Annotated in this window: 16 protein-coding genes and 1 pseudogene; 11 read left to right on the top strand and 6 right to left on the bottom strand. The window is 67.6% G+C overall.

Translation table 11 applies throughout. From position 1 onward, the window contains the following. Positions 1 to 177 precede the first annotated feature (177 nt). The 6 genes from D7V93_RS09685 (at position 178) to D7V93_RS09660 (ending at position 6,235) form a co-directional block, all read left to right on the top strand. Positions 178 to 1,797 (top strand): LVIVD repeat-containing protein, encoded by a 1,620-nt coding sequence (locus tag D7V93_RS09685; protein ID WP_120643117.1) that lies wholly within the window; start codon positions 178 to 180, stop codon positions 1,795 to 1,797. A gap of 459 nt (positions 1,798 to 2,256) precedes the next feature. Continuing rightward, positions 2,257 to 2,457, top strand: a complete 201-nt coding sequence (locus tag D7V93_RS44825) for a hypothetical protein (protein ID WP_120643116.1) — start codon at positions 2,257 to 2,259, stop codon at positions 2,455 to 2,457. A 249-nt stretch (positions 2,458 to 2,706) separates the two neighbouring features. Then, positions 2,707 to 3,468, top strand: a complete 762-nt coding sequence (locus D7V93_RS09675) for a hypothetical protein (protein WP_147451106.1) — start codon at positions 2,707 to 2,709, stop codon at positions 3,466 to 3,468. A gap of 43 nt (positions 3,469 to 3,511) precedes the next feature. Further along, positions 3,512 to 4,816, top strand: a complete 1,305-nt coding sequence (locus D7V93_RS09670) for an ankyrin repeat domain-containing protein (RefSeq protein WP_158623689.1) — start codon at positions 3,512 to 3,514, stop codon at positions 4,814 to 4,816. Between the two features lie 205 nt (positions 4,817 to 5,021). Beyond that, positions 5,022 to 5,450, top strand: a complete 429-nt coding sequence (locus D7V93_RS09665; RefSeq protein WP_120643113.1) for a tellurite resistance TerB family protein — start codon at positions 5,022 to 5,024, stop codon at positions 5,448 to 5,450. A 158-nt stretch (positions 5,451 to 5,608) separates the two neighbouring features. Continuing rightward, a complete protein-coding gene (locus D7V93_RS09660; RefSeq protein ID WP_147451105.1) occupies positions 5,609 to 6,235 on the top strand; it encodes a hypothetical protein in 627 nt (208 codons plus the stop codon). A gap of 1,247 nt (positions 6,236 to 7,482) precedes the next feature. On the opposite strand, the gene D7V93_RS09645 is transcribed toward D7V93_RS09660, so the two are convergent. From D7V93_RS09645 to D7V93_RS09630, 4 genes are all read right to left on the bottom strand, one after another. Further along, positions 7,483 to 9,537 carry a DUF4114 domain-containing protein gene (locus tag D7V93_RS09645; protein WP_120643111.1) on the bottom strand — a complete coding sequence of 685 codons (2,055 nt, stop codon included), beginning with the start codon at positions 9,535 to 9,537 and terminating at the stop codon, positions 7,483 to 7,485. Positions 9,538 to 9,777: 240 nt separating this feature from the next. After that, positions 9,778 to 10,008, bottom strand: coding sequence for a hypothetical protein (locus tag D7V93_RS09640; RefSeq protein WP_120643110.1), 231 nt, complete (start codon positions 10,006 to 10,008; stop codon positions 9,778 to 9,780). 259 nt (positions 10,009 to 10,267) lie between these two features. Then, entirely contained in the window at positions 10,268 to 14,470 is a 4,203-nt protein-coding gene (locus D7V93_RS09635; protein ID WP_147451104.1) for a hypothetical protein, read from the bottom strand. Positions 14,471 to 14,714: 244 nt separating this feature from the next. Next, positions 14,715 to 16,592, bottom strand: coding sequence for a M4 family metallopeptidase (locus D7V93_RS09630; RefSeq protein WP_244237206.1), 1,878 nt, complete (start codon positions 16,590 to 16,592; stop codon positions 14,715 to 14,717). A 238-nt stretch (positions 16,593 to 16,830) separates the two neighbouring features. Between D7V93_RS09630 and D7V93_RS09625 the strand changes: the two genes are divergently transcribed. Beyond that, positions 16,831 to 17,406: an imm11 family protein gene (locus D7V93_RS09625; RefSeq protein ID WP_120643107.1), complete on the top strand. Its 576-nt coding sequence runs from the start codon at positions 16,831 to 16,833 to the stop codon at positions 17,404 to 17,406. 244 nt (positions 17,407 to 17,650) lie between these two features. Beyond that, positions 17,651 to 18,919: a zinc metalloprotease gene (locus D7V93_RS09620; RefSeq protein ID WP_341870921.1), complete on the top strand. Its 1,269-nt coding sequence runs from the start codon at positions 17,651 to 17,653 to the stop codon at positions 18,917 to 18,919. Positions 18,920 to 19,012: 93 nt separating this feature from the next. On the opposite strand, the gene D7V93_RS09615 is transcribed toward D7V93_RS09620, so the two are convergent. Continuing rightward, positions 19,013 to 19,846 (bottom strand): hypothetical protein, encoded by an 834-nt coding sequence (locus tag D7V93_RS09615; protein ID WP_147451103.1) that lies wholly within the window; start codon positions 19,844 to 19,846, stop codon positions 19,013 to 19,015. 482 nt (positions 19,847 to 20,328) lie between these two features. Between D7V93_RS09615 and D7V93_RS47800 the strand changes: the two are divergent. The 3 genes and pseudogenes from D7V93_RS47800 to D7V93_RS09600 all read left to right on the top strand — a co-directional run. After that, positions 20,329 to 20,462 (top strand): annotated as a pseudogene (locus D7V93_RS47800) (adventurous gliding motility protein CglF); the annotation flags it as partial. Positions 20,463 to 20,541: 79 nt separating this feature from the next. Beyond that, positions 20,542 to 22,515: an adventurous gliding motility protein GltG gene (gene gltG, locus D7V93_RS09610; RefSeq protein WP_120643118.1), complete on the top strand. Its 1,974-nt coding sequence runs from the start codon at positions 20,542 to 20,544 to the stop codon at positions 22,513 to 22,515. 465 nt (positions 22,516 to 22,980) lie between these two features. Then, positions 22,981 to 23,376 carry a hypothetical protein gene (locus D7V93_RS09600; RefSeq protein WP_120643104.1) on the top strand — a complete coding sequence of 132 codons (396 nt, stop codon included), beginning with the start codon at positions 22,981 to 22,983 and terminating at the stop codon, positions 23,374 to 23,376. Positions 23,377 to 23,432: 56 nt separating this feature from the next. Here D7V93_RS09600 and D7V93_RS09595 read toward each other — a convergent pair. After that, positions 23,433 to 23,913, bottom strand: a 481-nt coding sequence (locus D7V93_RS09595) for an APC family permease (RefSeq protein WP_120643103.1), incomplete at its 5' end; no start/stop codon positions are given.

Genomic DNA, 23,913 nt, shown 5'->3' with positions numbered 1-23,913 from the left:
GGGCGTGTGCCCCATGAGGGCTGCACGGCTTCTCCACCGGCCAGGCGCACCGCTCGGCGGCACCCGTCAGCGTCCCTCTTCGGCTCCTCTGCTCCAGCCCCCACCCTCAACAGGCCTTCTCTTCGCCTGATGCGTTCTCATTTTGCATCATTCCCCTCACCGGGGCCTCCTTCACCCATGACACCAAGGTCGAAGCCGTCATGGGTGTACCTCACCGTCGTCCTCCTCGCCCTCGCCGCGGGGTGTGACGACGATCCCCAGGTGACGCCGGATGCCGGCACTCCCCCCGCTGAAGCCTGGGACGGCACCTCCACCCCCATCGAAGAGAAGAGCGATTGGATCGACCGCGGCGTCTTCGCCCCTTGCGAGTTCACCCCTCCACTTGGAACCGAGATCGACTGCGACACCCCGGCCCTCTTCAACCTGTCGCAATGCAACCCGAGCGCGCTCCGCACGGCGTCACGACACGGCATCTACCAGACCGAGCTGCGACCGGAATCCGGCGAGTACCCATGGAGCGGAGCCGGCCTCCTGCTCCCAGAAGGGGGTGGCGCCGGAACCTCGAATTTTGATCGCTTCACCCGGCAGCAGTTCGATGACCAGGGCATGCTCCTCACGAGCGTCTTCACCACGCCCCGGGGCGTGGCCATCAAGACCGCGCTGGCGGGCTGTGACGTGCCCCAGCCCCACCACATCACCGGCTGCTATGCGGTCTGCACCAACGGCGTGCTCACGGAGAAGGGGACGTTCGACGCGGACCGCTTGGTCTTGAGCCGCGGTGAGGCCGAGTCCTCCGGGGGCCTGAACCTCGTCTCCGAGTCCGCCGTCGACCTTGGCTTCCCCGTGGATGTCTACGTCACGAAGAACCATGCCTACGTGGTGTCCATCCAGCTCAAGCCGGACATGCCCGCGGGAGGCTTGACGGTCTTCGACGTCAGCGACCGTGGCCACCCCGTGTTGAAGAAGGTCATCTCCCTGCCGGGCGACGGGTACTGGAACGCCGCGTGGGCCAAGGACGACGTCCTCTACGTCGCCACCAAGGCTTCCGGCGTCATCCTGTATGACATTTCAAACCCGGGGGATCCGACCTACATCCGCAGCGTGCCCAACGGCGCGCCCCTGAATGTGCACACCCTGTTCGTGGATGGCAACCGGCTCTACGCCATGGCGTTGCGGCCCGCGCAGACGATCATCTTCGACATCACGTCCCCGCGAGACCCGATCCTGCTCAACCGCGTCGTCTTCACGTCCGAGGAGTTCGTCACCAGCTATCCGCACGACTCCTTCGCCTACGAGGGCCGCCTCTACATCAACCACACGGACATCGGCTTCCTGGTCACCGACCCGAGCGACCCGATGCAGGTCAAGGAGCTGGGCAAGTACCACTACAACCGGCAATACAGTCATGCCAGCGCGGTGGGAACCTTCTCGGGCCGCACCATCGCGTTCGAGGGCAGTGAGCAGGAGGGCGCGCACCTTCGCGTGCTGGATGTCACCGACCCGGCGAACATCCAGCTCATCGGCGAGCACCGGCTGCGCCCCACCACCTCCATCCACAACATGATCCTGAAGGGCAACAAGCTGTACGTGGCCTGGTACCAGGAAGGCGTGCGCGTGTTCGACGTGGCCAATCCCACGCTCCCTAAGGAGATTGCCTACTTCAACGCCTACCGTGAGACCGACCGGAACCGGCTGGCCGTCGTCTACGAAGGCGTCATGGGGATGCGCGTCCCGGGCGACGGGTATGTCTACGCGGTGGATTCCTCACGCGGGCTGCTCATCTTCAACGAGCTCTGAGTGAACGACGGGAGGGAGGGGCCTCACCCCCTCCCTCTTCGCCGGGGATGTCGCGAGCGACCGAGCGGGCTTCCTCCGGTCTCCTTTCTCCAGGTCGAGGCCCGCTCCAGGCTCAAGGCGAAAGGTGGACGCATGTCGAAGCCGCTGGACGTCGTGAACGCGGTCCTGGACGCGGGCTTCGAGGGCCTGGGCCCGCTGTGCAGCGGAGCGCCAGGCCGCGGTGGCCCCCATGCCCAAGCCCCCTGCCGCGCCCCTGAGAGGAGCGCGGCCTGAGCGGGCGTGTGCCCCATGAGGGCTGCACGGCTTCTCCACCGGCCAGGCGCACAGCTCGGCGGCACCCGTCAGCGTCCCTCTTCGGCACCTCTGCTCCAGCCCCCACCCTCAACAGGCCTTCTCTTCGCCCGATGCGTTCCTCCTGATGACCGTGAGCGGCGGCGCGAGGCCGACGCGAGGCTGCGGGTGCTTCAGTCGAGCACGGATTACCAACTGCACTCTCAGTGGACCACCGCCGACACGCAGCTTTCGCTCTCGGGACAACGGTTGCCGGACACGCGGACCCTGATGCTCTCCTATGGCAGTACCGTCCTGGCGCCGCGGCTGTACGAGGAACGCATGATCCAGGTTCAAGACCGCCAGCGGACATTGGCGGGCAAGCTGTAGGCGGGAGGTCGGCCTTTCGCCAGGAAACCCCGGAGCGCCGCGAGCGTTATCGGCTTTCCCCCTCTTCCGTCGTGCGAGGCAAGCGCGCTTGAATGCAGCATGCTTCCGCCTACCGAGCCTCGGCGGTCCCTCCCACCGGGCGTCCGCTGGAACCTCCTCATCGCGGCGGTCGCCCTCTGCCTGGGGATCGCAGGGGCCGTGCTCTTCGCACGCTCCCGTCCTTCCCCCCGACCGAACGCGGGACGGGTGATGCCTCCCATTCCCTCCAGCCCCTCGCCCGCCAGGCCCTCCGAGCCCTCCGCGCCCACCGCAACGCGTCGCCTCGCGGACGTCTGGTGCGAGGGACTGTCCCCGGAGCGTTGTGGAGCGTTTCCGGAGGAATGCTACGCGGCCACGTACTGCGACGGGCAGCGCTTCTGCACGTCCCGGCGGCGGGCCCGGGGGCGGACGTGCGGCGAGGAGGGGTACTACGGCGGAGAGGTGGCCTGTTGCGAAGGGCTCGTCGCCCGCTGCGCGAAGAAGACCGGGGACACGACCTGTAACGACGAGCGCGACCCCGAGCAGCAGCCCATGTGCCTGGCCTGTGGCGACGGCGTTTGTTCCACGTTGGAGCAGCGCTGCAACTGCCCCGAGGACTGCGCGGTTGGCGAGAAGCGCCGGAAGATTCGCTACCGCGGCTCGAACCCGGAGGGCCCCAGACAGGGAGACCCCAACGTCCCCCAGGGCGCGACACGGCCCGACCAATGCCTGGAGTTCCTGGGCGACGCGGACCGCGTCCACAACTGCCTGAGGGCCTGGACGTGGGCCGTCCTGGGACGCAACTCGTGGGATGAGCTCCAGGACGCGGACAGCATCTCCCCCCTCACGCCCTTCGACCTGAAGTTGATGCGGTGTCTGTCGCTGGCGCAGGGCGGAAGGCGCCCGCGGTCAGGGCCCAACCGCGAGTCCTGCCTCCAAGCCCTTTCCCAAAGCACGAAGGATGCGCGGCTGGACAAGCTGCTGCGCCGCTAGGCCCACCATGCCCCCGTCTCTATCGCGAAGGCTCGCCAGCCTCATGCTCCTCGCGCTGACCGTGGCTGCTCCCACGGCGCGGGCGGAGTCCCACTTCATCCGGCACGAACACAATCCAGTGGTGATGGCCATCGAGGACGGCGATCTGCCGGCCCTGCGCGCGGCCCTGGCGCGAGGCGAGCCCAGGAACAGGCCGGGCAGTGCCCTCAACAACAGGCAACAATCTCCGCTGATGGTGGCCTGTGGGATGGGCCGGCCGGATGCCGCCCAGGTGTTGCTGGAAGCGGGAGCGGACCCCAGCGTCACCGTGCCCCGGCACTCCGACCACTGGCCCCCGGTGGGCTGGTCCGCGCTCTGCTTCGCGCGCTGGAAGAACCTGACAGACATTGAAGGGCGACTGATTGCCGCAGGCGCCCCCCCGGAGCCTGCCTGTCTGCGGGAGGCGGATTTCCTCGCGGCCGTCCAGAAGCGTGATGTCGAGGAGGTCTCGCGACAGGTCCCGCGGTTGCACGGTCGGCTCCCCGCGAACGTCACCGACTACGCGGTCGGTTTCGCGCTGGCGCACCATGATGCCGGGCTGATGCGCGAGGTGCTGCGGGTAGGCCGTCCTTCCGCGCCTGACCGGGACGGGAGGACCCGGGGCGACGGTTGGATGGACGAAGCCTTCCTCTACGACGATGTGGCCACCATGGGCGTCCTGATGGACGTGGGGGTGAAGCCACCGCCGGTCGTGAAGCTGGCGGAAGAGGGGCATACCGGGCTGCTGGCGCGCGCGTTGAAGGCCGGCGCCTCCCCCGACGCTGAGGACGCCGACGGCAGCGAAACCCTCCTCAGCGCGGCCGCCAGGAACGGGCACGTAGACGCGGTCCGGCTCCTGCTCAAAGCCGGAGCGGATCCGAACAAGAAGGCCACCTCCGGACAGCTGCCCCTGTTGCACGCGGTGGGCAGGAACCCCTACAAGCCGGAGGACACCTCCATCACCCAACTGCTGCTGGATGCCGGCGCGGATGTCAGGACGCCCCAAGCTGGGAGCCACCTGCTCCAGGCGGCCGCGGGCAGCTGCAGTCCGAAGACGGTGGCCCTGCTGCTCAAGCGGAAGGTCCCCTGGCGCCTTGCGCCCGCGCGGGGCGCGGGCCCCTACACGTCGGCGCTGCGCAACCAGAACTTCTGTCCGGAGGAGGAAACCGTGCGGGTGTTCCAGGCGCTGCGCGCCGGGGGGGTCCGCATCCGCGCGGACGACGATGCGGACTGGACCTTCCTCTGGCGCCAGGCAAAGCAGCACCCGGCCTTCGAACGGGAGCTGACGCAGGCCGGCATGCCCCCCTCGCCCGACAGCGATTTCCGTTGAGGCCTTCGGCTCGTGCGGGGGACCGAGGGTGATGTGCCGAGTGCCTGCTCCCCCTGCGTCCTGAGGCTGCGCGCTCACGCAGGTGCTCGGACGAAACCGTTTTCGGTCCTGGCGGGTGCCCACTATCCTGGGGGCACGCGCAGCCCGGCTCCCGTCTGTCCGGCCGTTCTTGACCCGGCCGCGCGCCGCCCACCCAGGAGACGATATGACGCGCGAGTATCCCCAGGAGCAGTTGCTGGCGTTCGTGCAGGCCATGGCCAACGTGGCGGCGAGCGATGGCCGCATCACCGAGGACGAGCGCCAGCAGCTGGATGAGGTGGTGCTGAACATCGGCCTGTCGCCCCGTGACGAGCAGGTCGCCGCGCTCATCGAGGCGGAGTTCCAGAAGCCTGGTCGCCTCACCGACATCGTCAGCAAGATCGAAATCCGCGAGCTGCGCGCGCATCTGCTGCGCATGCTCGTCGAGGTGGCCTGTTCCGACGGAGAGGTGGCGACCGAGGAGCGCGCGTCGGTGAAGGAGACCGCTAGTGCCTTCGGTCTCGACGCGTCGGTCGCTGACGAGCTCATCAATTGGACGCTCGACTCGATCAAGCTCGATCAGCGCGAGCGCGACATCATGGCGAAGCTGGTCTGATCCGGCGCCTGCCGGCGCGATGTCGAGAAGCCCGGTGAACTCAAGGGTCGCCGGGTTCTTCTTTGTCCGCGACCCGGTTTCCGGCTCAGAGCGCCTTGACGGAGCCCGAGACTTTCGGACTGGATGCTCCGCAATCCGGCGACGAAGTGGGGGGGACCATGAATTCCGAACCGATGGTTCGCACTATCAAACGCTTCGGGCTGACGTTGCTGGTGTGCTGGTTCGTGCCCTCTTCCTGCGTCGCCGTGTCGCTCGGCTTGATGGGGGCGCTGCAGGCACTGACGGCTGAGCCAACAGCCTTCCCGGGCGATCCGCCCATCGCGGATATGCTCCTGGAGGTAGCGCTTTGTGGCTGGCTGTTCATCCTGATCGGTTTCTGTGGATTCTTCGTGGCCCGACATGAGGCCGACCCGATCGTCCGACTCTGGCGGCGCGTGCTTCCCCCTCTGACCGTGGTGTCGCTCCTGGCGCTGTCTCCGACAGTGGCCCAGGTTGGCGGACGGCATTTCGGGGGATGGCGCCATCTCAAATCCCTGCTCAGGGAAAACGAAGCCAGGGTTCAACAAATGATTGGGCGGACGGAAGGATCGTTGTCGGAAGAGGAGCGCGAGCGGGTGCGGGCGTGGTTTCTAAAGCATCCCGTGTCCCTCCGGTTCGAGTCGGAGCCCGAGCCTGTGCGGATCCAGCTGATGCACTCCACTCCACCCTATGTCGGAGTCGACTTTGGTCGAGGACGGAACGCGGTCTTCGACCCGGTCACGATGCAGTGCCTGTACGCTGATTGAGGCTGCGCGTTGCTTGAACCGCGTGCCTTCTCGTGGGCCCCGGCGAAGTGGGCGGAGCCCTCTCGCGAGCCGTCAACACGTCAATGACCCTCGCTGACGCGTCATTGACGGGGCAGGACTTCCCGCGGCTGCACCGCCGCGAGCCCCCATCCACACCCAGGCCGAGCGCCGGGGCTGGGATGCACGGGCTGTAGACCTGTGGCGCCTCGCTTGCAAACCCATGTCGCGCGGAAGCGTTCCTGGATCACCCCACAGTCCCTATTCAAGACAACGGAGCTAGAGCGCATGAGAGGTTTTTCGCAACTGGCCGCGCATTGCGCGGTGGTGGGGGTGTTGCTGTCCACTCCCGCCTGGGGCAGCAGGAAGAGCTGTGGCTCGACACCCAGAGCGCCGCCCCTGTTCCCAGCCAGACGGTGCTCAAGAAAGGCTGGCCGTATCTGGTCACGATGCAGGGAACCTTCAACGTGTGGGGGAGCAACATCGTGCCTGGGGCGAACTCAGGTCAGCCGGAGCCCGCGCCCATGTTCCCGAGCCCGAATGGGGGGACCCGCAATGTCGGCTTCGATCCTGAGTTCGTCTTCGCGTGGCCCAAGGACCATGCCCTGGACAAGAGCCCGCAGCCCGGTCCGCAAAAGCATGGCGCCATCAAGGTCTCAAGCGGAGGCAGAGGCGAAGCGGGAAGAGGCAAGCGAGCTGCCTTTAGCAGCGACGAGACAGGAGCCGACCCAGGAGCGCCCGCCGCGGCTGGATGGGGCCGGGTTGCTGCGCAGGAGTTTCGCGCTGGACGTGTTCGCTTGCGGCAGGAGTGGAAGCAGGCGCCGGGTGCTGGCGTATCTGACGGCTCCCAGTGGGGTGCGTGCCCTCCTGGAGCACCTGGGACTGCCCCCGCTGCCTGGGAGACTGTCCCCAGCACGGGGGCCACCCCAGAACGCGGGGTGTTGAGCGCCAGGCCGCGGTGGCCCCCATGCCCAAGCCGCCTGCCGCGCCCCTGAGGGGAGCGCGGCCTGAGCGGGCGTGTGCCCCATGAGGGCTGCACGGCTTCTCGACCGGCCAGGCGCACAGCTCGGCGGCACCCGTCAGCGTCCCTCTTCGGCACCTCTGCTCCAGCCCCCACCCTCAATAGGCCTTCTATTCGCACGATGCGTTAAGGGGTTTCCGCAGGCTCGACGGATGCGTGGGTCGCGGTTGCCATTGGCTCGGCGAGGGAGCGTGACCCATGGCAACCGGCCGTGTTCCGTCCACCCGGCTCAGGGGGCGGGGGTCTGCTCGTAGCCGAGGTCCACATCGAGGATGGTGGGCGCGCACTGGGAGTTCGGGCTGCGCAGTTGGGCCTTCCAACAGAGCTGGAAGCCGTGGAACGGGGTGAGGTCCACCACGGCCTCGTTCTGGCCCGCCGAAAGGGGAACGGGCACCCAGCTGGGCGTGACATTGGCGGTGCAGAGGCCCTGGCTGCACACCCGGCAGTCCGAAGCGACGAAGTAGGTGATGAGGGGCGACACCGGGGTGCCGCAGGCGGGCTCGAGGTACTCCTCCGCGCGGAAGCGCACGCGGGAGACGTCGCAGACGTCCGCGAGTTCGGGGTGCACGTCAGCAGTGAGGACCGAGGAGCGCACCGTCCCTCCCGTGCCCGTCGTGTGGAGGCGGAAGACGACGTCGTTGAAGTCGCGGTCACCGCCGCCACTGACGTCCTCGAAGCCAAGAATCCACTGGCTCGTGGTGGTGCCAGGGGTACCGAGGAGGAGGTGCGGTGTGCCCCCACTGACAGGCGAGGAGGCCCCGGTCGCCGCCTTCGGCAGCATGAGCTGGCCGTGGGCCGACGAGCCGAGCTGATCAAGGGAGTCTGGCTCCAGCCAGCCACACATCCTCTGGCTGGTACCGTCCAGGGTGCAGCTGTATTGGCCGGGCGCGCTCGGATTGCATCCGGGGCGGTACTCGCAGCCCATGTTGCGCTGGGCCACGGGCGTGCCGACGACGTCCGGGTCCAGATTCCACCGCGACTTCGAGAAGAAGACCGACGTGGACGTCTTCAGGTGCAGGGTGCACCGGCCATCAGCCGCCTTGCGCAGGCAGGGGTACACCATGCCGACCTGAGGGTCGTGCGGAGTCGAGTCATGGACGACGAGGAAGAGGACGATCTCCTTGCCGCCCTCCACCCAGCCCAGGTCCACCGTGCGGTCCTGGTCGCTGATGCCCGGATCCGGGTTGGTGGTCCTTGGGAGGCCCGTGCCGTCGTAGGCGACGGTGAGGTCGTCGTCATCGTCCGCCAGCAGGAAGCCCAGCCGTCCAAGCCCCTTGAAGCCATTGGCGGAAGCCGCGGGCTCCAGCAGGTTGGGGATGCGCGCGTAGAGCCCGCCGTCCGAGAAGCCGCTTCCGGGAAGGGTCGTCGAGAAGGCGCCCACCACATCCGTCGTATGGAAGAGGTGCGTCTTCCCCGGCCGGGCATCCGCCAGGGACTGCCCTGCGGCGAAGGCGCTGTTGCAGGTGCTGTTCAGGGCCAGCTCGGGCTGGCTGTACAGGAGTCCCCCGGAGACGAATGTCCGCACGCACCGGCGGGTGCCACCCACGTATGGACGGGCCTGGCCACCGGAGGGCGGCGCCAGGTTGTAGAGGTCCTCGTGCAGGTCCGCGACGCCATTGGCATTGGCATCCCGCAAGAGGTCATCGGCGGAGTCCCAGGGCGTGTTTCGCGTGTCGATGTAGCCGCGGGAGACGAGGTCGTCGTAGTAGAGCCAGCCGAGCGAGTGACTCGCCTCCGACTGCTCGCTCACGAACGACACGGAGAGCTGCCGCTCGGTCGGGAACAGGATGCGCTCCCCGTTCAGCGAGGGCCGGTGGTGGTTGAGGCGCAGCTTCGGCGGCGTGTCCAGGGTGAGCAGCACACCGTCGAGCCCGAGCTCCATCAGGCGGAAGTCGCCCTGGCGGTCCTCTGCCAGGTCCCGCTGCACGTCGATGGCGAACGACGCCGTGGCGGAGTGCCCGAGCGCGTTGGTCGCCGTGACGCTCACGGGCGCGCTGCCCGGAGCGAGGCACATCGGTGGGCGCCACGAGACCTCACTCGTGTTCGCGCCGTGTGTCGGGGCATCCAGCCAGCCGTCGCTGGCGGACCAGGTGAAGGTGAGCGGACTGCCCTGCGGGTCGCTCGCGACAGCGCCGAACAGGGCGACGTCCTCCGGGCGAACCTGCGAGGTGGACTGCGAGACGCTGACGAACTCCGGCGGAAGGCCAGAGGGCTGGGCCCGGCTTGGAGACGCCAGGCTGGACAAACACAGGACGACGGACAGGAACGAGGGCAATCGATTCATGCGTGGCGGCAATGCAATCTCCTCCGGGAAGGGACTCACGGGGCAGGCATTGCATTCTGACCTTGCCCCCTGAAACAGCCAGCCTCGCCACGCGGGTCGATTTCACTCGACGGCTGGGTCGAAGCTGTCCCCACGCGCCCTACAGCTCTCGCCACATGACGGGCCCCGAACTTTCTCATTCGTGCCTCGGGCGCGCCGGGACGGAGCGAGCAGGTGCTCGCGGGCGTGGACGCCCCGCACTCACTTCCCGCAGGCACGGTTTGCATCGGCCACGCAGTCGTTGGTGTTCTGGCAGCTCGTGCAGCGCAACTTCGTGCTGTTGTGTTTGTAGTAGCAGCCGACGGGCTCGGAGCGGGCATCACGCACCTCGCAGAACACGATGGTGCCGGTGGAGCAGAGCGGCTCCGCGACCGGCTCGCCGCAGCAGCCCTCGCCGTCGAAGTGGGGCCGCAGCTCCGTGGTGCACTCCATTCCGGTCGGCCCCCCCTCTCCTCCGGGGTCCGTGCCGGCACAAGCGGTGAGGGTCAGTGCGAGGAGCCATCGCCACGGTCTGGAGGTCACGCGTCGTTCCTGTCTTGGGAGGTGGGATCGCCGGTGTGATTGTATCGAAGAGATGACGCCTCCGTGCAGCCCTGGCGCAGTAGCGCGTGTCCGCTTTCCAGGCGTTTCGAGCGGGCCGCGCGAGGGAAAGCCCCCGCGCAGCCCGCCGTCTTTTTTCCGCCCGCCAGACCTAGTGCGGGTTGCTCAGGCGGAGGTGCAACAGGGTCGACTCCGTCCAGGCTGACGCCTCCGACCCACCCGAGCTGGCCTGGTTGTCGTAGATGGCGTCAACGAGAGCCCGCAGCCGCTGGGCCCGCCCTTTCACCTCGGTGTCGAGCTTGATGATGAGGTTCTCGGCGGGTGGCGACAGGGTGACGGCGAACAGCGCGTAGAGGTCCGAGAGGTCGTCATCCACGGTGTCCTCGTCGTCGACATCCCAGCCCGACATCACGGCGTCGTCCCCGTACAACAGCGCCCGCAGCCCGTCATCGTGCTCCACCGACAGTGGCAGCCCCAGCGTCACGTAGGCCTTCCACAGGAGCTGCGTGCCCGTCAGCCGCTGCGCGTACCCGTTCAGCGCGTCCCCCGGCTGCTTCACCCGGAGGGCGATGGAGGCATAGAAGTCCTGCTGCTCCCGCACCAGCCTCGCCGCCACCTTCGGCCGCACCAGGTCGCGCAGCGTGGTGGACAGCAGGCTGGCGTTGCTCGACGGCAAGGCCGAGATGGCGCCCCAGTTCTGCACGAGCGCCTTGTCCGGACTCACCGTCGCGTTCGGGTTGTAGGTGGGGATGCGGTCCTGCCGGACGATGTCCACCAGCTCGGTGGTGGGGGAGAAGGAATGGGCGAAGACGAACTCGGACTTCACCGCGCTCGTCGCCGCGTCCCAGTACCGGTAGCGGACGTACACCGTGGGGCGGAGCCAGTACTTCAGCTCGTAGTAGGTCCCCAGGCCCGTGGGCTGGGAGCTGTGGAGCTGCCACCGGGTCGTCGCGCACACGTCCAGTTGTGCCCCCTCCAGGTCCAGGTTGTCCGCGATGAGCAGCGCGCGCAGCGCGTCGTACCGCCACACCGTCAGCGCGAGCCCAATCTGATCGGGCGCGTTATCGCCGTCGCCGTCCGGCCACTTCCCGTCTCCCTCGCACCGGACCACCTCCTTCACCCCGGGCGTCAGGGCATGCTGGGACGGCTGCTGATCCGGCCCTCCCCACAGGTCGATGCCGTACAGCTTCTTGAGCGGATCGTTCCGCCAGACGGACTCGGCGCCGTTGATTGCCGCCTTCATCGCATCCCAGTCTCCGGTGTAGCGGTCATGCAGGGCGCCGAAGAGCGGCTTGCCGATGTTGCGCAGCGCCGCGTCGAGCTTCTCGCCCTCCGTGATGATCTCCCCGTGGTGGGTCATGGGCTGCGCGGCCGCGTAGGCGGCCTGCTCCTCGGTGAGCCGCGCATACGCCTCCGCGCCGTTCCCCCAGTCCTTCGGGCTGACGAGCCGCTTGTCAGACAGCGCGGAGAGTGGGGGCCACCGGCCCGGAAGCTGGGCCAGGTAGTTGATGTTGTGCGCCACGGTATGCGTGGTGAGCGAGACCAGGATGCCCGCGTCCGAGTAGTCCCGGCCATAGGCGCCAGCCAACGTCTCCCCGAGCGCCTCCGTCTTCGCCCAGGAGAAGAAGAGCGGCTCCGCGTTGGTGTAGTCCGGGGCGTTCGGCATGGGCGACGGGTGGTAGGCGTCCCACTGGAGGTAATGGTCCACGCCCAGCCGGAACGGCTGGCGCGCGTTCTCCTCCAGCGCAACGAAGATGTCCCGTTCCATCCGGTTCAGGTTGCTGTTCAGGTTGAACAGGGCCGACTGCGTCTCCTGGAGGTCCTGGTTGAGCAGCCCCAGCTGCCAGTCCACCAGGTCGAACCGGCTCATCATCTCCGCGTAGATGAAGTTGAGCTTCCGGTCGATGCGGTCGAACCGGCTGAGCATCTGTACGCGCACCTCGCCCACGAACTGCCGGAGCTCCTTCACCTCCTTGAGGATGAGCTGCTCGGGCGTCGGCTGGTTTCCACCGCTCAGGATGGAGAGGAACTGCACCACGGCGGCCACCATCTGCCCGGTGAATACCGCCGCGCTGATGACCTGGAAGCCCTTGACGCCCAACCCCAGCGCCCCCGTGAGGGTGTCCGCGATCTTGATGGAGCTCTCCGTGTAGCCGGCGATGGCCTGCAGCGTGGTGTTCAGGGCGCTGCTGAAGCGCGCGATATCACCGGCGAGCTCACCCTGCTCGAAGCCCCGGAGCAGCATGGAGGCGAGGCCCAACGCCCCCGAGACTCCCTCGCGGACGCCCGTCGTGGCGTCCTTCACCCGGGTCCGGTCCTTCTTCGCCTGTTCGAGGATCTGCTTGAACTCCTCTTCCGGGGTCAGGGTCGTGGCGCTGGCGGCGGCGAGCGCCGAAGGGGCCCCGGCCGGACGCAGGGCCGTGCGGTCCCGCCACCTCTGCTCGGCCGCGTTGAGCGTGTAGAGGACGGTGGCGTACTGCTTCGCCACATCGAGCCCGGCCGTGCTCGCGTCCGTCACCAGTTGGCGGACCTCCGCCTCGGTGGCCTCGATGCTGCCATCCGACTGCCAGTGATTGATCACGAACGTGCGGAGCGGCTCCATGCGGTACAGATCCAGCATGCTGCGCGCGTCCGTGTCGGTGTGGATGCCCAGCGTGGTGCCGATGATCCCGGTATTCACCGCCGTCGCCAGCGCGGTGGAGCCCAGGGTGGTGTCGAAGAGTTGATCCCACGCCCCGAGGATGAACTCCTCGCCCCGCCCGTACTGCCCCACGTGCTCATGCGCGGACTCGGCCAGCTGCTGCTGGCTCAGCCCGGTGTTCATGGTGCCGAGCAGCCCCCGCGAATAGGCCCGCAGGGCGTCGCGGGCCACCGGTGAGGCCGCCAGCCCCGGCTCGGCCCGGGAGAGCATCCGGATCACCAGCCGCACCAGGGGGCCGCTGGCATCCCGCGTCGGGTCGTAGGCGTAGCTGTTGAGTGCGACGGACACACTGTTGAGGTGCGTGGTGAGGTTCGCCGCCGACATTCCCGGGTTCTGCCGGGCCAGGAAGTACGCCGTGCCCGCGAGGATGTGCAGCTTGGGGTTGTTCTTGAAGAGGGCCGCCGCGGTGTAGACGCGCTTCTGGACGTCGGTGCGCCCCAGGAAGAAGGGGGCGCGGCACTGGGTGCAGAAGATGGGCTCGTCATAGACGGGGGAGCCAAGGGTGCCAGAGGCGGCCCATTGCGCCTGTGCCTGCGCCTCCACGGCGGCCTGGGGCGTGTTCGGCGGCACGGTCGTCGTCCCGCTGAAGCCGGGGCCGCAGTCCGCGTCCGACGGCGCCAGCCCGTGGGCGCTCGCGCGGCAGCTCTTGTAGACGGGTGAGAGGCTGGAAGCCGAACACGGGCCCACCGCGGTCCCGCACTGGGGCCCGGTGCCGTACTTGTACTCCGGGTAGGTGAAGGTGACGTCGCAGCGGATGCCCTCCGACTCCCCGTCGGAGTAGGGCTCGGACGTATAGGTATACGTGGCGCCCTGCTGATGCGGGGGCAGCTGATAGAAGATGTAGTTCTGGGCCGCCAGGTCGCAGGAGCCGCCCTGCAGCCCGGAGACGAAGAACGGCACCAGGCTCGTCACGGTGGCCATGCCGAAGTCCGGGTGCTGGCAGGTCTGGTGGTTCACGCAGGCGGGCGCGCAGGAGGTGATGCTCTGCCCGCACTGGGGACCGGTGCCCGTCGCGACCGCGGCGTTGGGGTAGTTGGAATAGATGATGACGCAGGGGCGCGTAGGAAGGATGGGAGCCGCCACGGGGCTCGCTCCGAAAAATGCCGCGTCCGCGAGGAAGCCGCCCTCCTTCAGGGATTCGCCGCCGCCTCCGAGGGGCCCGATGACATACGTGACGCCCGCGCGGTCCGCGGGGGAGAGCTGCGCCAGGTGCGCATCCGCCGCGTCCTGGCAGGAATGCCCGGGATCGTCCGGGATGCTGACCGTCTGCGTATACGTGCCGCGGATCTTGCCGAAGTCCGGGTGCTGGCACGTGCCGTAGACGAGGCAGGACTGCGGGCTCGTGTCGGCGCCGCAGGCCTCCTCCCGCTGTGACGCGAAACACTCAAGGCTGTAGCCCAGGCCGCCGGTGCAGACGCGGGAGCCGCTGGTCACTTCCGAAAGGGCACACGCCCCCAGCTCCGCGCGGGAGACATGGGGCGCCTCCGGCTCGGGAGCGGCGCGGGCAGTCTCGGCGGGCTCCGAGCGCCCGCACCCCCACATCGTCAGCACCGCGACGAGCGCCCCCAGCCAGCCCGCACGGGAGCGCGCACCGTGCGAGGGAGCTCTCGCGGCGTGCTGGCATTGCAACCCCTGAAAAACAGACCCGTCCATGGATGGAAGTCCCCTTTTCGCGGTCGCCCGGCGCTCGACCGCTACCGCACCGGCACCTGGAGTGTCGGCGTTCCAGCAATACGCACGACCCCGGACATCCTGGTCACTCGGGCTTCGGATTGTTGCCAAAGGGGATGCTTCGGCAATGAGCACGCCTCGGTTCTTGCCGTCGCGATGCATTGCGCGAAGAACGTTCCGCATGCAGACCCAGGGCCTCGCGATGCCGAGGCCCCGGCGTGGGTGCTCACGGCGAATACTGGCCCTGGAGCGTCACCCCCGCGTAGGCCGCGAAGCCGTGCACGATGACGTAGTACTTCCCGGCGGTGGCACGTGCCGGCAGGGTGCACGTCTCCGCGTTGCCGCTCAGGTACGGGCGGCAGTCATACGTGGGGATGGGCACCTCGCCGAAGCGGACATACAGGTCCGCGTCACCCGTCCCACCGCTGAGGGTGAAGACGACCTGCTTGTTCGCCGGCACGTCGAGTGTGTACAGCGCCTTGGACGTGGCCGCCCCGGAAAGCCCCGTCACCGGCACTCCGTTCCCCAGCGCGATGGCGAGCGGAGGCGGCTGCGGGTTGACGCCCACACCGACCGCCTCCCATGCCGCCTTCACCGCATCCTGGTGGGCCTGATCATAGCCCAGGAGCGAGGCGGTCATGATGGTCCACGCCTTCGCCTGTTCGAAGGTCGTGCTGCTGACGAAGATTTCCGTATTGGCCTTGTACCAGATGCCGCCCGCCCGCTGAACGCCGATGGCCGGTACGTGGATGCTGGACCGCCCGCGCGGATGCGTGCCGCCCTTGGACAGCAGCGCGAATGCCAGGTTGGGTATGCCCGAGCCGTAGTGCGCGTCCGTGCTGGAGGTGTAGTCGGACGCGTAGTCGATGGAGTCTCCGTCCTTGACGGGGTCGTCCATGTAGCGGAGCGCATCCCCGGCAATGGGGGGCGTCCAGATGCCCTCGCCAATCTTCCAGACATCCGCGGCGGTGCTCCAGGTGCCCGACTGCCAGCTCTGGCAATAGGCACTGAAGGTGTCGGAGATGCCTTCGCTCAGCGCACCGGACTGCCCCGCGAACGTGAGATTGGATTCGCTCTCCGTGACGGCGTGGGTCAGCTCGTGCACCGTGACGTCGCCATCAATGCCCAGGGGCCCGGCGTTCACCCCATCACCATCGCCATACACCAGCTGGTTCCCATCCCAGTACGCGTTCGAGTACTGATTGAGGTAGTGCACGGTGCTGATGATCGTGTGGTCCGAGCCGTCATACGAGTCACGGCCAAAGTTGACCTTGTAGCAGTTGTACATGTAGCCCAGCATGTCGAAGTTCGCGTCGACAATGCTGTCATACGAGGGCCAATCCACGCGGACCAGCTTGCCCGGAAGGGTGCCGTTGAAGCTGTACACCTTGCGTTTGAGGAGGCCGTGGATTTCCGGCGCGCGCAGCAGGACCGTCGAGTCGGTCGCGCTCACGTAGACCCGGTCCCGGAGCGGCATGTCCGCTCCTTCACCGGCCACGCGAGTCTCCCAGGCCAACCGCAACGGTCCCGCCTCGGTACGCACGTACACGAGGCGGGGCTCGCCCTGGATGGACAGGCCCGTCCCCCGGGTGTCCTTCAGCGCGGCCTCCACCGCGACAGCGGCCGTCACCTGGGGACGCGCGGAGACGCTCACGCCGTCACGCGCGGATCCATTCACCATGAACACGGTGCCGTCCGGACGCGCGTGCAGGAGGAGCTCTCCTCCGATGACGTCCAAGCCATTCTTCGTCTGCCGGTAGCGAAGATGGTGATTGCCCGCGGTGTCCCGGCGCGCCCTTTGGAGGACCAGGTCCTCCGCCCGAAGCCGGAACACGGGGGCCACTGCGGCCACCGCTGGCGCCGCCGCCTGCTCCAACGACAGGGCGGACACCGTTGGCTCCAAGCGCCCCAGCTCCCCCTGGAGGGTGTCCGGGATGCCATCCGCGTGGACTCCGCGCACGGAGGCACGGGTGAGCGCGCTCAACGAGGACTGGATGTCCGCACCTGACTTCTCGGGGGCGCGGGCCAGTGCTTCGTCATCTCCGGCGGGGGCCCGGCTCCCGCAAACCGTCAGCGAGGCTCCCAGCCAGACCGCGCCACACATCCTCAAGACTCGATAGGCCAATGCAGTACCCCCGGAAGGACGTTCAATCCCTGGCAAGTATAGACGCACTGGGAGTCCTGTTTCGATTGGAGAGCCGCCGCGCGAGCACTCCAGGGTAGTTGACCCGAAGGTACAAAATGCGTGCAAAGCCGCCACGGAGGCCATCCGTGCGTTGGGGCTCGCAGCGGGCTGAGGGCGGGTGACACACTGGGGGAAAGGCCCCCAGGAGCGAGTCCGAATGCCAGAGTCCTACTACGTGTTGGGAGCGGAAGACCCCGACGTCGGCTACCGCGCCCGGCTGGCCTATACGCGTGACCACCCGCTGCGCAGTTGGATGACAGGCGTGCGTTTCGACAAGCAGCCGCCAACGCCGATTCCCCTCAAGCTGCGAGGCACCGACGAGGAAGGGTGGGTGCTCGGCGAGCTGTGGCTCACGCCGATCACGGTGATGTCCAAGCGCCTGCACGAAGTCCTGCTGCGGGCCGGCGTGGACAATCTCGATGCCTATGCCGTGGAGCTGACGGACCCTGAGGACGGCACGGTGTACCGGGACTTCGTCGCCTTCAACCTCGTCGGCAAGGTCGCGGCGGCCGACGCGGGCAAGACCCGCTTCGCGGCAGGGGGGAAGGAGCGAATGAGCTCCGCCGACATCGACTCGCTGGCGGTCGACCTGGACAAGACGCGAGGCGCGTTGATGTTCAGGTTGGCCGAGTCGGTGAATGCGATCGTCGTGCATGCCTCGGTGAAGGACGCGATCGAAGCCGCTGGCATCTCGACGCTCACCTTCCTGGAACCGGAAGACTGGGCGGGCTGAGGCCGCTCCGAGCGTGCATCGCGCTCCCGCCGGAGTACGGTCCGGAGCGCGGACGCCACTCGACTGATGTCGGAGTCTGAAATGAAATGCGCCACACTCGGCGCGACGGTCCGTATGTCTTTTTTCAGTGCTTCTGGCCGGACATGAGTAGGACTTTCGAAATCGGCTCCATCAGCCCAATACTTGTTCCAATTCCATGCACATCCAGTGATGATGGCGACGATTGGTGCAATGCCAATCCCTGATGCGAAGGATAATTATGTCACAGCTTCACAAGTGTCTGCTGACAGCCTCCCTGGCCTTTCTTGGTTTGAGCGCCTGTGGCGACGTGTCCCCTCCGGACGCGGCACAGCGCAGCACCCGCCAGGATGAGATGGTGGCAGAGGCTGTGCCTCTCCCGATCCCTGCTGGCTGCCTCCTGACCTCACTGGATACAGACGGTGACGGCATCTGTAACGTCGTGGAGCTTGTGTTGGGCACCGATCCCAACAAGGCTGACACGGATGGGGACAGTCTCAGCGACTACGTAGAGACGTTCGGCTTCGGCGGCCTGGATCTGAGTGCCCTCGGCGCCAACCCGCGCAAGAAGGACGTCTTCGTGGAGGTGGACTACTATCCCAACCTCAGGCCCAGCCAGGCCACGCTGGACAAGGTCATCACGGCTTTCGCCAGCGCGCCGGTGAGCAATCCGAATGGGTCCACAGGCATCACGCTGCACCTGGTGGTGGATCAGCAGATCGCCGCTGCGGACGCGGACATGGACCTGAGCCCCGTGTGGACGGAATTCGACGTCATCAAGGCGAAGTACTTCGCCGCCGCCCGCGCGCCCTACTTTCACTACATGGTGTTCGCGTTCAGATACGACGGGAACTTCTCCAGCGGTATCTCTCGCGGCCTCCCCGCGCATGACTTCCTGGTGACGGTGGCCTCTTTCAATGGCACCGAGCAACAGCAGGCCGGCACCCTCATGCACGAGCTGGGTCACAACCTGGGCCTGCGCCACGGTGGCAATGAGGAAGCCAACTACAAGCCCAACTACCTGAGCATCATGAACTACGAATACCAGTTCTATGGATTCGAAATTCGCAACACGGTCGGCGGTCTCGACTACTCGTCTGTGCAGGTGGCTTCCTTCAGCGAGGCGGCCGTCAACGAGCTCACCGCGTTCGCGCCCGTCGCCCCGACCACCGAGACGGACCTGGGCAAGATCTACGGGCTGCGCTTCAACGGCGCCCAGGTGTCTATGTTCTCTGCAACCGACTTCCTCGACTTCAACAACAACCGCCAATACGACTTCAACCCCTATGCGCTGGACTTCAACCGCAACGGCGTCGCGACGGATGTGTTCCCCGCATCGCAGAACGACTGGACGGCCCTGATCTATGACGGCGGCGGCCAGATTGGCTTCGCCACGCCGGGCATGTCCCGGCATCTGGATCGCGAGGAGCTCTTCCTCGTTGCCCCCGAGAAGATGGAGCCCTGCCTCTCCGGGGATCCGGACCGCGCCCCGTAAGTCCGCCTCCCGTTGCTGAAGAGTCGAATCCCACCGCCGGGGCCGCCTGCACGGGCCCCGGCGGGCGGGCGATTCTGGAGCAGCCCGTGGGACTTACGGGGTCGGCAACATTTCCAGGCTCCACACGGTGCCGGTGCCGGTGGCCGCCGCGTTGACGCCCTGGGCCGCGTCGGTACGGTTCAGGTAGTCCCCCTTCACCGACTTGAGCTTCACCTTGCCGCTGGCGAACTCAGGAGTCCACGCGTTGCCGGTGGCGCCGGTGGCCGCCGCGGTGATGGCCTGGGCCGCGTCGGTACGGTTCAGGTAGTCCCCCTTCCATGACTTGAACAGGTACTTGCCGTCCGCGGCGCACTCAAGGGTCCACTCATTGCCAATGCCGGTGCCCCAGGTGGTGACGGCCGGGGCACTGTCCGGCCGGTGCAGGCCGTCCATCTTCGACGACCGCAGCACCACCTTCTTGCCGCACGCGGCGAGCTCGACGGTCCACTCATTGCCAATGCCGGTGCCCCAGCTGGTGACGGCCGGGGGGCTGTCCGGCCGGTGCAGGCCGTCCCCCTTCGACGACCGCAGCACGAGCTTGCCGGCGGTGGTGAATGCAGGAGTCCACACGGTGCCGGTGCCAGTGGCCGCCGTGGCGACGGTGGCGCCCTGGGCGAGGTTGGTACGGTTCAGGTAGTCCCCCTTCGTCGACTTCAGCTTCACCTTGCCGTCCGTGGTGCACTCGGCGGTCCACTTGTTGCCGGCAGCGCCGGTGGCCGCCGCGGTGATGGGAATGGCCGCGTCGGAACGGTTCAGGTAGTCCGCCTTCCACGACTTGAGCTGGATCTCCATACCGCAATAGGGGAAGGGCGCCGGAGCGGCCATGGTGCTGGTGGGGGCCTGGCCGAGCGCATTGGCCAGCAGGACGGTAGCAATGGAAGCGAGCATCGTCATCAATTCCTCACATCAAGGGCTGGTATCTGAAAAGGGTTTTGACTCTGGGACTCGCGCCTGCGAGGACTGTCTCGTCGGCGTGCTCTGCGGCTGTCTCACAGCAAACGGCTGGCCAGACCCTTGGAGCCCACGTGTGAGAGGAGATGCGGGGTGACGGAGAAGGGGCTCAAGGCCATGGACACGCTTCGCTGACGTGTCAGCGAAGCGGGCTGACGTGTCCGCGCTCTGGGAGTTCGACTTCCAGCTGTCCAGTCGAACAGCGTGGGCTGGAGCGCGCGGGTTGGCACCCAGATGGTGGAGCTCGACTCGACCGCTCCCTCCTCGATAGCGCAGGCTCTGACCACCCGCCCCGGCGGCGTCTATGAGCTCAGCGTCTCCTTCTCGCCCCGGCCCACCGTGGCCGACAACCGCATCGGCGTCTACTGGAACGGCCAGCAGGTCGCCGTTCTGGACGCGAGCGGCGTGGGCTCCAGCAACAGGACGACACCATCGAAGGTGACCTCACGAAGCCGGATGGTGAGTACGTCGAAGCTCGCAAGTCCGCGAAGCACTCGAACCTCATCCGCGAAGACTTCGAGACAAGGTCATGCAGTCCGTGGGTGAGCTGTAATTCCCCACGAATTGCCGGCGGGAACCTTCCGCCAGCCCCGTTGTCCAACGAGCGCGAGAGCGAACCGGGAGCCCCCTTCATGGCCGTACCCCTGACACTCAAGGTCTTCAAGGGCGACACGCTGGTCGCCTCCAAGGACTACGAGCGCGACATCATCAAGATTGGTCGTCTGTCTTCCGCGCACCTGTGCCTGGAGGACGACAAGGTCAGCCGCATCCACTCCGTCATCGAGGTCGCGGGCGACGGCTCCATGTCCATCATCGACATGGGCAGCGTCGAAGGCACCTACGTCAACGGCAAGCGCGTCAACAAGGGGCAGATCTCCTTCGGTGACGAGGTCCGCGTGGGCGGCACCACCATCCGCCTGGAGAACCCGGCCGCCGTCGCCGCGGTGAACCTGGCCGCCGCCGTCGCGCAGGCGGACGCGCCCACCGACAAGAACGCCACCGTGGCCCCCGTGGCCGGCGCTTCCGCCGCCGCCATCGCGCAGGCCGTGGCCGCTCCGGTCGCGCCCGTTGTGACGGCGCCCGTCGCCGCTCCGCCTCCGCCCGCCGCCGCCGCGATGGATGCGTCGGTCGCGCCCACGCAGAAGAACAAGGTCGTGGCGCCCGCCGCCAAGGCCCCCGAGGAGGCTCCGGAAGCCCCTTCCGAGGACGAGGAGGCCGCGCCGCGCGTGCGCACCGTGCGCCGCACCAAGTCCAACGGTCCGCTGGGCGTGTCGCTGCGCCTGCTCTGGGGTTATCAGCGCGTGGGCGAGTTCTTCGTGCCCCCGGGCGCGAAGAAGGGCTTCACGGTCGGCAGCGCCAAGGGCGTGGACTTCGTGATGGACGACGCCAAGCTGGGCGGTCCCTCCTTCGAAGTGCTGCGCACCGACGGACAGACCTTCTCCGTGCGCTTCGCGCGCAAGATGAAGGGCGAGCTGACCCGCAAGGGCGAAACGCTCGACCTGGAAGCGGTCATCGAGTCGGGCAAGGCCTCCAATGAGGGCGAGTCCTACGGCGTGACGCTGGAGGCCGACGACTTCTTCTGGGTGGACCTGGGCGGCCTCACGCTGGAGGCGCAGCTCCAGTCGGTGCCCAAGCGCGTGGTCGTGCCCGTGGGCGAGAACCTCGACTACACGGCGCTCAACATCTTCCTGGTGATGTTCTTCATCGCCACCGCGTTCGTCATCCACTCGATGAACAGCAGCGGGGAAGGGGATGAGTACGCGGACGAGCTCGCGGGCAACGACGCGCGCATCGCCAAGCTGGTCATCAAGGCCCCCGAGACCCAGAAGAACAAGTTCCTGGAGAAGCTCAACCAGCAGAAGGAGAAGAAGTCGGGCGAGATGGCCCAGAAGACGCGCGGTGACGAAGGCCAGCTGGGCAAGAAGAACGAGCTCAAGGCCAACAACCGCACCGTGTCCAAGGGCGACCTGAACAGGAAGGACGAGGCGCGCGCCCTCACCGCGAAGATCTTCGGCGGCGGCAAGGGCGGCATCTCCAACATCTTCGGCAAGTCCGGCCTGGGCGGTGAGCTCAAGAGCGCCATGGGCAACGTGTTCAGCGCCAAGGTGGGCAACGCGGGCGGCTTCGGCGGCATGGGGCTGCGCGGCAGCGGCGGTGGCGGCGGTACCGGTGACAGCATCGGCATCGGCGGCATTGTCACCAAGGGCCGTGGCGGCGGCATCGGCGGCTACGGTACCGGCGTGGGCACGCTCGGCGGCAAGCAGAGCGTGGACGTGGGCATCACGTCCTCGGACCCGGAGGTCATGGGCTCGCTGGACAAGGAGCTCATCCGCCAGGTCATCCAGCGCAACCGCGGGCAGATCCGCTACTGCTACGAGAGCCTGCTCAACCGCTTCCCCAAGCTGGGCGGCAAGGTCTCAGTGAAGTTCATCATCAGCGCCACGGGCTCGGTGGCCACGTCCAACGTCGCGCAGTCCACGGCGGGCAACTCGGACCTGGAGACCTGCGTCGCGGGCCGCGTGCGCACCTGGAAGTTCCCGGAGCCCAAGGGTGGCGGCTCCGTGATCGTCACCTACCCGTTCATCTTCAAGCAGGCCGGCGACTAGCCTGGACTCGACTTCAACCGTGTGCCGCGCGGGCGGCCCTGGCGACAGGGCTGCCCGCTTCTTCACTTCCTCCTCCCGTCCCCGCGAGGCCCCGGCAGGAGCAGCGGAGGTGCGGAGGAAGCAGCGCGCTGAGCTCCCTCAAGCGTGGGCAGAGCCGAAGCCGGAAGAGGCAAGTGAGCCGCCTGAGGCAGCGACGAGACAGGAGCCGACCCAGGAGCGCCCGCCGACGTGTTCGCCTGCGGCAGGTGTGGAGGCGGGCGCCGGGTGCTGGCGTATCTGACGGCTCCCAGTGGGGTGCGTGCCCTCCTGGAGCACCTGGGACTGCCCCCGCTGCCTGGGAGACTGTCCCCAGCACGGTGGCCACCCCAGAGCGCGGGGTGTTGAGCGCCAGGCCGCGGTGGCCCCCATGCCCAAGCCGCCTGCCGCGCCCCTGAGGGGAGCGCGGCCTGAGCGGGCGTGTGCCCCATGAGGGCTGCACGGCTTCTCCTTGACCTCACTCTCCCGGAGGGCGCGCTGGGCGTCGCCAAGGCGATGGGCGCCGTCACGCCCGAGCCGGGGAATCCCTGGGTCTGGGTGCTGGGCGGAGACGGCAACATCTGGGCGAATGCTTTCTACGGCCCCGGCGGCTGGTGCAATCTCGGCGCGCCCCCGGGCGTCAATGTCACCGAGCCGCTGGGCGTGCTCGTCGTCGCCAATGGCATGCAGTACGGTTACGTGCTCGGCCCGGACGGACAGCCCTGGATGACTTCAGGGCCGTCGGTGCCCGGTGCGCCATGGTCGCCGATGGGCTCGGCGGCCACGGCAGCGCAGAAGCGGGGCGCCTGGCACGGCACGGGCGAGAGCAGAGAGGCAGGGGAATGAGCCTGCCTTGAAGCAACACGGGCTGAATTCCCGAAGGGCCTGGGCGACATCCCGCGCTATCCGAGCGCCGCCTTCCCATCCGGCTTGCGCTGGAACCTGTAGAGCACGAAGCCCACCGCGAGCGCGACGGCCCCGGCGAAGAGGTTCTCGCGCTCCGCACTCAGCGCGAAGACGACGCACAGTGCGGCGGCGGCGAGGGGAATCACGGGTCCCCCCGGGATGCGGAACGCGTTCGCGGGCGCCTGGAGCTTGCGGCGCAGCACGGGCACCGCCAGGGCCGTACCGAAGTACGTGGCGAGCCGGGCCACCACGGAGAGCGTGGCGAGCACCTCGAACGAGCCGGAGAACGCCAGGGGCAGCGCGATGGCCGTCTGCGTGAGGATGGCGACCGTCGGCGTGCGGTAGCGCGGATGCAGCGTGGCGAGCGCAGCGGGGCCAAAGCCGTCCTGGGCCAGCGCGTACAGGTAGCGCGGCCCGGCGAGCACGGTGTTGCTGTTGGTCCCCAGGATGGACAGCGCCCCGCCCACCGTCATGAGG

Origin of the sequence: Corallococcus llansteffanensis (assembly GCF_003612055.1) — a bacterium.
Taxonomy (GTDB): Bacteria; Myxococcota; Myxococcia; order Myxococcales; family Myxococcaceae; genus Corallococcus; species Corallococcus llansteffanensis.
Note: the sequence above shows the minus strand (reverse complement) of the source record. Positions and strands in the feature narration are given on the sequence as shown.

Coding starts and splice junctions, on each gene's coding strand:
- D7V93_RS09685 (WP_120643117.1), top strand. CDS start 178: ATGACACCAAGGTCGAAGCCGTCATGGGTGTACCTCACCGTCGTCCTC.
- D7V93_RS09675 (WP_147451106.1), top strand. CDS start 2,707: ATGCCTCCCATTCCCTCCAGCCCCTCGCCCGCCAGGCCCTCCGAGCCC.
- D7V93_RS09670 (WP_158623689.1), top strand. CDS start 3,512: ATGCTCCTCGCGCTGACCGTGGCTGCTCCCACGGCGCGGGCGGAGTCC.
- D7V93_RS09665 (WP_120643113.1), top strand. CDS start 5,022: ATGACGCGCGAGTATCCCCAGGAGCAGTTGCTGGCGTTCGTGCAGGCC.
- D7V93_RS09660 (WP_147451105.1), top strand. CDS start 5,609: ATGAATTCCGAACCGATGGTTCGCACTATCAAACGCTTCGGGCTGACG.
- D7V93_RS09645 (WP_120643111.1), bottom strand. CDS start 9,537: ATGAATCGATTGCCCTCGTTCCTGTCCGTCGTCCTGTGTTTGTCCAGC.
- D7V93_RS09640 (WP_120643110.1), bottom strand. CDS start 10,008: ATGGAGTGCACCACGGAGCTGCGGCCCCACTTCGACGGCGAGGGCTGC.
- D7V93_RS09635 (WP_147451104.1), bottom strand. CDS start 14,470: ATGGACGGGTCTGTTTTTCAGGGGTTGCAATGCCAGCACGCCGCGAGA.
- D7V93_RS09630 (WP_244237206.1), bottom strand. CDS start 16,592: ATGTGTGGCGCGGTCTGGCTGGGAGCCTCGCTGACGGTTTGCGGGAGC.
- D7V93_RS09625 (WP_120643107.1), top strand. CDS start 16,831: ATGCCAGAGTCCTACTACGTGTTGGGAGCGGAAGACCCCGACGTCGGC.
- D7V93_RS09620 (WP_341870921.1), top strand. CDS start 17,651: ATGCGAAGGATAATTATGTCACAGCTTCACAAGTGTCTGCTGACAGCC.
- D7V93_RS09615 (WP_147451103.1), bottom strand. CDS start 19,846: ATGCTCGCTTCCATTGCTACCGTCCTGCTGGCCAATGCGCTCGGCCAG.
- gltG (WP_120643118.1), top strand. CDS start 20,542: ATGGCCGTACCCCTGACACTCAAGGTCTTCAAGGGCGACACGCTGGTC.
- D7V93_RS09600 (WP_120643104.1), top strand. CDS start 22,981: ATGAGGGCTGCACGGCTTCTCCTTGACCTCACTCTCCCGGAGGGCGCG.